Origin of the sequence: Komagataeibacter oboediens (assembly GCF_018491655.1) — a bacterium.
GTDB classification, from domain to species: domain Bacteria; phylum Pseudomonadota; class Alphaproteobacteria; order Acetobacterales; family Acetobacteraceae; genus Komagataeibacter; species Komagataeibacter oboediens.
The window spans coordinates 43301-50741 of the sequence record NZ_JABLUU010000021.1; the positions used below are offsets into that span (position 1 = coordinate 43301).

The 7441-nt window shown below is 56.3% G+C and carries 6 protein-coding genes; 5 read left to right on the forward strand and 1 reads right to left on the reverse strand.

Translation table 11 applies throughout. From position 1 onward, the window contains the following. Window positions 1-219 precede the first annotated feature (219 nt). The 4 genes from HNO79_RS14710 (at window position 220) to HNO79_RS14725 (ending at window position 5148) form a co-directional block, all read left to right on the forward strand. Entirely contained in the window at window positions 220-909 is a 690-nt protein-coding gene (locus HNO79_RS14710; RefSeq protein WP_214165716.1) for a hypothetical protein, read from the forward strand. Then, window positions 909-3512 carry an EAL domain-containing protein gene (locus HNO79_RS14715; RefSeq protein ID WP_214165715.1) on the forward strand — a complete coding sequence of 868 codons (2604 nt, stop codon included), beginning with the start codon at window positions 909-911 and terminating at the stop codon, window positions 3510-3512. Before HNO79_RS14710 ends, HNO79_RS14715 begins: the two co-directional genes overlap by 1 nt. A 110-nt stretch (window positions 3513-3622) precedes the next feature. Next, window positions 3623-4237: a hypothetical protein gene (locus HNO79_RS14720; protein WP_214165714.1), complete on the forward strand. Its 615-nt coding sequence runs from the start codon at window positions 3623-3625 to the stop codon at window positions 4235-4237. Window positions 4238-4326: 89 nt separating this feature from the next. Further along, window positions 4327-5148, forward strand: a complete 822-nt coding sequence (locus tag HNO79_RS14725) for a 2OG-Fe(II) oxygenase (protein ID WP_082071228.1) — start codon at window positions 4327-4329, stop codon at window positions 5146-5148. 430 nt (window positions 5149-5578) lie between these two features. On the opposite strand, the gene HNO79_RS14730 is transcribed toward HNO79_RS14725, so the two are convergent. Further along, complete coding sequence (locus HNO79_RS14730) at window positions 5579-6187, reverse strand: TetR/AcrR family transcriptional regulator (protein WP_214165713.1); 609 nt, start codon at window positions 6185-6187, stop codon at window positions 5579-5581. Between the two features lie 100 nt (window positions 6188-6287). On the opposite strand from HNO79_RS14730, the gene HNO79_RS14735 reads away from it, so the two are divergent. Further along, window positions 6288-7441 (forward strand): aldehyde dehydrogenase family protein (locus HNO79_RS14735; protein WP_408887045.1); only part of this gene is annotated, 1154 nt, incomplete at its 3' end.

Here is a 7441-nt window from a genome sequence, read left to right on the forward strand (position 1 = left end):
CGATTGCGCGAACGCATGGCCAGCATTTTTTTGTTTTCAAATGACGGGTCTTATGCAACAATAAATTCCGTTACGTCCTCATCACTTCCACCATCATGCGGTTTCACATCAAGCAGAACGGCCACGCCACAAATATTTCATATTTTGGCCCAATAGCCAGCGGTCAGAAAACCCGAAACTTCCTTGCTGGTGCGAGTATTTTTGAGACAGGCGATACATATGAAGATGGCAACGGACAATGGCTGCTCTCTTGTGGTCCGTACGAATGAGACCTCGGTCAGGAACGGCTTTTTCAACTGGACCAACGTGATTGAGGTTGTAAACAGATCACTTCCCCTTTCACGCAGGTCAAATCTGTCTTCCTATCGCTTCGTCATAGGAACACGGGCCTGGGTCCGCACGAACCTGATCGATCTGGCCCGGTGGAGCAGTTGGGAATACGTTCTGCAGGGAGGCACACTGGAAATCGACAGCTTTGGCCCCTTTCAGGTTCTGTGGCTGCACCTGATTATTGATCCGGCGGGTGGAGAAATCATTTTCGGACCCAAGCATTCCGAAGCCGGCCTTATCCTGATCGACATTACATTTGGCAGCCCGGACCGCGCCGCGCCATTCAGCCTGATATTCCGCGGTAACGAGACCCTGACGGCATCCTATGATTCCGATACCCGCATCACGCTGGTCGGGCTGCTTGCGGGATCCGGGGTGGAACGGGACTGCGCGGCATGGGCGATCGTGCGCTGTGATGGGGATCCCTATGGGCTGTCCCGTCCTGAAAACTGGCAGCAGGGGGGAGAAGGGACAGACACGCCCCCGCTTTTCCTCAAACGCTATCGGACACAGACCCCCCAGAACGGCATCGTCATCCATTTACCTCCCAAAACACAACAGACAGGCAGACCAGACTAATGGGCGAACGACAGACCTATCCCATTCCGGACAAACTGCTGGAAAGCATTGATACGGGTATCCTGCTTGTCAGCAATGATAACACAATCATCTTTGCCAATGATAACGCGGCCCATATCTGGGGTGGTCCCACGCCCGGGCTGATCGGCCGGAAACTTGATATTCTCTTTCCCACCGGGACAGACATCCTGCCCTGTACCTTTGGTGAGAACCTGACGAATGTCGCACTGTGCCCATCTGGCGTATCCGGGGGTAACGTCTGTCGTTCCACTACGCAAAACCACCACCATCTGACCTTGCTGCGGCATGACGGCACGACGTTTTCTGCCGAGATGTCCGTGGCACGGGTCGAGGGGGCGGGACAGCAGGTGTTTGTCATTTCCCTACGCGACGTGACACGGGATCTGTCCCGACGTGAGCAGGATCTGCAGTACGCCAGCGTCGTGCAACGCAATGCATGTGGTATCCTGATACTGGATAGCCAGTGCCGCATTACCTATGCCAATGCATCGGCAGCCCGGTTTTCGGGCATCGGTACCGAGGGTATGGAAGGGGCTGATTTCTCGGCCTTTCTGTCCGGGCAGCAGGGCGATCTTGCGACATTACAGGCTTTTCGCCGTCGTCTGCAGCGCTGTCGGCCCTTTGAACTGGAAATCCATTCCCGCACCGACACAGGCCAGGACATCTGGCTTCTGGCAACCGTAACGCCCTTATGCAGCCCCTATGAGGAACTGCACGAAGTGATCGTGGTGCTGAATGACATTACGGGCAGCGAGCAGATAAAGGCGCTGCAGAAGGATATGATGGGGGCACTGACCAGCAACCTGTCCTTCAACGAAATCCTCGCCTTGATGTGCCGGCAGATTGAACGTATCGCCCCGGATGTCGTAACACAGATTGTGGTCGTGGATGATGAACAGCGCATGCACCCCGTGGCGCGTGCACGGCTGCCCGCACAGATTGCCGAAGTCTGCACTGACCTGCGGATAGGCCCCGAGGTCGGGTCATGCGGCACGGCACTGTTCACCGGCAGGGAAGTGGTTACGCCAGACATTGAAACCGATCCGAAATGGAAGGGGTTCTGGCAGTTTGTCGTCCCGCATGGCCTTATGGCCTGCTGGTCGGTGCCGATCCTGCTGCATGACGGCCGGGTAGGTGGCAGTCTGGCTTTCTATTTCCGTGCCAAGCGCGCACCAGGCAGATGGCACCGGCGGATTGCCGATGCCTGCCTGCACCTGTGTGCGCTTGCCATCGAACAGCAGCGTTCGCGTGAGGATATCGCGCGGCTTACGCAGTATGACACGCTGACGGGCCTGCCCAACCGAACCGGGTTGCGGCACGGTATCAGGCAGCGGGCGGCACGCGCGCGGCGCGAAAACCTGCTGGCACTGATCATCAACCTTGATCAGTTCCGGGCCATCAATAACGGGTTGGGGCGCCCGGCGGGTGACAGGCTGCTGGCGGCGCTGGCCAGGCGGCTATCCGGTCTCATTTCCAGTGATGACCTGCTGGCCCGCAGCGGAGGAGACGAATTCACCCTGATCACGACCGGTGGGGTGGAACGGGCCACGGCACTGGCCGATACCGTCGTGAAAACCGTAGCGGAGCCGGTCGTGATTGACATGGTCCCTGTTACCATTACGGCCAGTATCGGCATTGCGGATAATGACGGTGGCCGGCGGGAGATGGAAATCCTCATGCAGCAGGCGGAAACGGCCCTGTCGCAGGCGAAGAATGCCGACCGTAACTGCTACCGTTTCTTCAGCGAGGAAATGAACCGGCAGGCGGCGGACCAGATCCTGCTGGCCAACGCGCTGAAGCAGGCGATCAGGACGGACCAGCTCTATCTGGTATACCAGCCACAGGTCCATGCCGCGACCGGCCGGCTGGAAGGGGTGGAAGCCCTGGCCCGATGGACCGATCCTGCCCTGGGCATGATATCACCGGGCCGTTTTATCCCCCTGGCGGAAGAAACCGGACAGATCGAGGCAATCGGGCTGTGGTCACTGCGGGCGGCCTGTCGGCAGATGGCCCTATGGATGCAGGCAGGGGTGGACGTTCCGGTCGTCTCGGTCAACATATCCGCGCTGCATTTCAGAAATCCCGACCTGCCAGGCCTGATTGGCGAGATCCTGCACGAAAGCGGTATTCCCCCGCAGCGCCTGACCATCGAACTTACGGAAAGTGCGATGATAGAGAATTACGATCAGACCCTCATTGCCGCGCAGGCGATCCGGGCCATGGGCATCGGGCTTTCCATGGATGACTTCGGAACCGGTTTTTCCAGCCTGTCGAACCTTGCAAACCTGCCGCTTAACGAGCTCAAGATTGATCGGAGTTTCATGGATGGCTTTGAACCGACGGGCAAGGTTCACTCTGTAGTCACGGCCATCATCCGTATCGGGCGGAGCCTGGGCATGACCGTGGTGGCGGAAGGGGTGGAAACGCAGGCGCAGCTTGACCTGCTCCGGCAGATCAACTGCGACGTGATACAGGGATATTTCTTTTCCAGACCCCTGGATGTGCAGGATCTTGAAGCATGGCTGAAGGCCCGCCCCAATACCGGGTGCTCACAGCCCGGCAGCCAGCATGACGCTGCATGAGACGGATATGAATAGCGGCATGACGAAGGGGAGACGCCCCCCGGTTACCAATTCTTTACAATAAAAGCCTTCTTATCGGATTTGGAGCTTTATCTGTTGCAGGACCGGACATGACACGTGCGCACCGCAATCCAGATTTCCCTGCAGGCGGAGATGCCGCCCTGTGGCAGCAACTATGCGGACAGCCTGCCGCGGATGATCCCGTTACGCAGATGCTTGTGGCAAGTGGTCTACCCGTACTGCATGGCATTATCTTGCCATTTGGTACTGACGAACGTGTGGAGATTGACCACATATTTGCCAGCGCAGACGGGTTGCATACCTTACATGCGAAACATTACATCGCGTGGATCAATGCGCCTTCTTCCGAAAAAGAAATCCGGTCGCAGGGCGGGGCTGGAAATTTTGCCTGTAATAGTGATTTCCTGCAAAGTTTCCTGAAACTGGCCGAGGCCGTCAGCACCACCATAAATGATCCATTACCGACACAGGACAGACCCCCCGTTCCCGTGACGGGCCATTTCCTGCTCCCGTACAAGGTGCCATTGATGGCCCCCCTGCAGGATCATGCCCTTCTCCTCCCGGAACTGGAAAACATGCTGAATACCTTGGCCGGCAGGGGCACCATTCCGGCCGAATATGGCGAGGCATGGTGCCATATTGGAACATTACATCACAAAAACATCGTCGAATCGTCACAGATACAGAATCCAAGCCCCTTCTGAACTTTCCTTTTCTGTGCAGAATATTGTATTTTCCAAAAAAACACCCAAATACTCTCCCGCACCCGGAAAGACTATTATTAGGATAGAAGATGTCGTACGTACCCCTGTTAAAAATAATGGACCGGTCCGACACTTCCCTGCTGAACAGTCTTGCGCAAGAGTTCAGGACGGCCAGACCATTTCCACATCTGGTCATGGACGGAATGTTCTGTGATTCCCTGCTGAACGAAGCGTTGCAGGCTTTTAACCTTGATCACGTAAACAATATAAATGTGTTCCAGAACCAGCTTCAGTCAAAGCGTTCGACCAGCACACAATCCGTCATGCCTGCAGCAATACAACGGTATTTTGATATAGTGAACGGTGCACCGTTCCTCCGGCTACTGACCAGATTGACAGGAATCACGAATCTGCTTCCCGACCCTTATCTTTATGGGGGCGGCATGCATGAAGTCGCGGGGCAGGGACATTTTCAGGTCCATACCGATTTTCGTTATCACCCCCATACGTGTCTGGAAAATCGCCTGGCTTTGCTGACTTACCTCAATCATGACTGGAAACCGGAATATGGCGGCCTGCTGGAACTGTGGCAGAAAAACCCAACCCGGCCTGTCAGAAAAATTGTTCCCCGGTTCGGGCGCAGCGTTCTCATGCTCCAGTCGCCTGAGTCATGGCATGGACACCCCCAGGCCGCGCGGGCAGGGCATCTGCGGCGGACACTCATTACATATTTTTACACGGCACCAAAAATAAAATCCGACAGGACGGCACAAAGCACGATCTATCTATCCAACAGCAGACAATCGACCACGCAGATAGCAGAAATATTCATACGGAACATACTTCCGCATTTTGTCATTGATACAGCAAGATGGATACGACACAGAAAACGTAAGCAAAAATTTAGATAAAATTCCAAATCTTACAAATTGTCGTTAAGCTTATGGTCATAGGATGACTCATTCGAACTGTCAGGTCGTTCAGAATGTACGCAGCACATTCGCGATGCCATCGGCAATTGGAGTTACGACGATTTTGTGCCGGTCAGGCACAACAGCAGTTCAAGGAGGAACTGTGCCTCAATCACTTTGGGAGGCAATCATAGACTGACCTGCACCGACACGTACTGATGCCCATGATGGCCTACGCCTTTCTCCCGGCCCGGCGCCTCACGGCGGTCAGACGGAAAAAAAGTTATCAGCCCACCTCCACAGCCCGGTCTGCCAGCAATACGACAGGCCATTCCTGATCTTATCCTGCACTGACCGGGCAATGTCCGCACTATGGAAACCTTTTAATCCAGACCCTGAAACGCATTCTGCCAAAATAATGCCAGTCCAATCAATCGCTGCAGCCCATGCCATCCAGCAACACGTCCAGTGCGGCCGGGACCGGTGCTGATCCAACCTTTTCTTCAAGCAACTGGTTACTGATCGCCAGCATGGCCAGACCGTGCACCTGCGCCCAGCTTGCCGCAGCCAAAGCACTGACGGCAGCCGGCCGGAAGCTTCCGTCGCGTTGTCCTTTTTCCAGAAGCCCAAGAAGAATCCCGAAGGTACTCATGGCGGCATCATGTAGCTGTGGGTCTATCGTCTTGTCAGCATCGGAACTGAACATCAGGCGATAAAGACCGGGATTCTGGCAGGCGAACCTGATACAGGCCTGTGCCGCCGCTACGAATTGCGCGCGCGTGGACGACAGGTCTGGCGATATTGCTTCAGTCAAACTCTTCCCAAGTCTGATGAAGCCGATCCGGGCCAGTTCCCGTAACAGCATCTCGCGGTCACGGAAATGCTTATACGGCGCTGCATGACTGACACCTGTGCGCCGCGCCACTTCCCGCAAGGTGAACGTCCAGTTCTGGTCTGTGGCCAGCATGTCCAGCGCCGTGTCGATCAGGGCACGACGCAGGTCGCCGTGATGATAGGGGCGGTCCTTGGTTTCACTCATTCGTGAGGCCTATGTTTACACAAGAAACTTTCATTGACACCAGATCGTCATGCTCCATACCCTGCCTGCATAAGTTTCTCCTGTAAACATGGAGGACGTGATGTCCGATGCTACGCCCGCTGACCTGAACCGTATTCTCGACCGGCAGCGTGCCGCGTTCCTGCAGGCCGGACCACCAGACCTGAAACAGCGGCGGACCGATCTGCGCCGCCTGAAAGCCGAAATCCTGCAGCGGCGTACCGAGATCGTGCACGCCCTGAAAACGGATTTCGGCCAGCGGTCAGAGCGCGAAAGCGCCATCGTGGAACTGATCCCGCTGGTGCAGTCGATCAATTACATGATCGCGCATCTGGGACACTGGATGAAACCCGAACGCCGTCACGTATCGGCCTATTTCCAGTGCGGTCGCGCCTGGGTGGTTCGGCAGCCGGTGGGTGTCGTGGGGATTATCGCGCCGTGGAATTATCCGGTCTCCCTGGCCCTCGTGCCGCTGGCGACAGCAATTGCGGCTGGTAACCGCGCCATGCTCAAACCGTCTGAATTCACGCCGGCCACATCGGCGGTGATCGACGAGATCGTTCGGGCCACTTTTCCGGCGGATCAGATTTCTGTCGTGACTGGCAATGGCGATGTAGGGGCCGCGTTCTCGGCACTGCCGTTTGATCATATTCTGTTCACCGGCAGCACCGCAGTTGGAAAGAAGGTCGCTGAAGCGGCGGCGCGCAATCTGACCCCGGTCACGCTTGAACTGGGGGGCAAGTCTCCCGTAGTGATCGCGCCCGGTTTTTCCATGCAGCAGGTGGCGGAGCGCGTGGCGTTCGGCAAGCTGACCAATGCCGGGCAGACCTGCATCGCGCCGGATTATGTGCTGGTGCATGAAGACGACAGGGACGCTTTTGCCGCAGCCTATCAGGACGCCGTGAAAAAGCTGCATCCGGGTGGTTATGTAGGATCACCTGATTATACGGCCATCCTCAACCAACATCATTACGAGCGCCTGAGCGGTCTGATCGACAATGCCGAAGCACAGGGCGTGCAGGTTATTCGGTTGGGGAGTGATTCAGCTACGGATCACGTTCTAGCCCCCGTGCTGCTGCTGAACGTCACGACCCAGATGGCCGTCATGCAGGAGGAGATTTTCGGGCCTGTCCTGCCCGTGCTGACTTACCGCACACTGGACGAAGCGATTGCCTTCATCAATGCGCGGCCCCGACCCCTAGCCCTGTATTATTTTGGTGACAATCGCGTTGAACG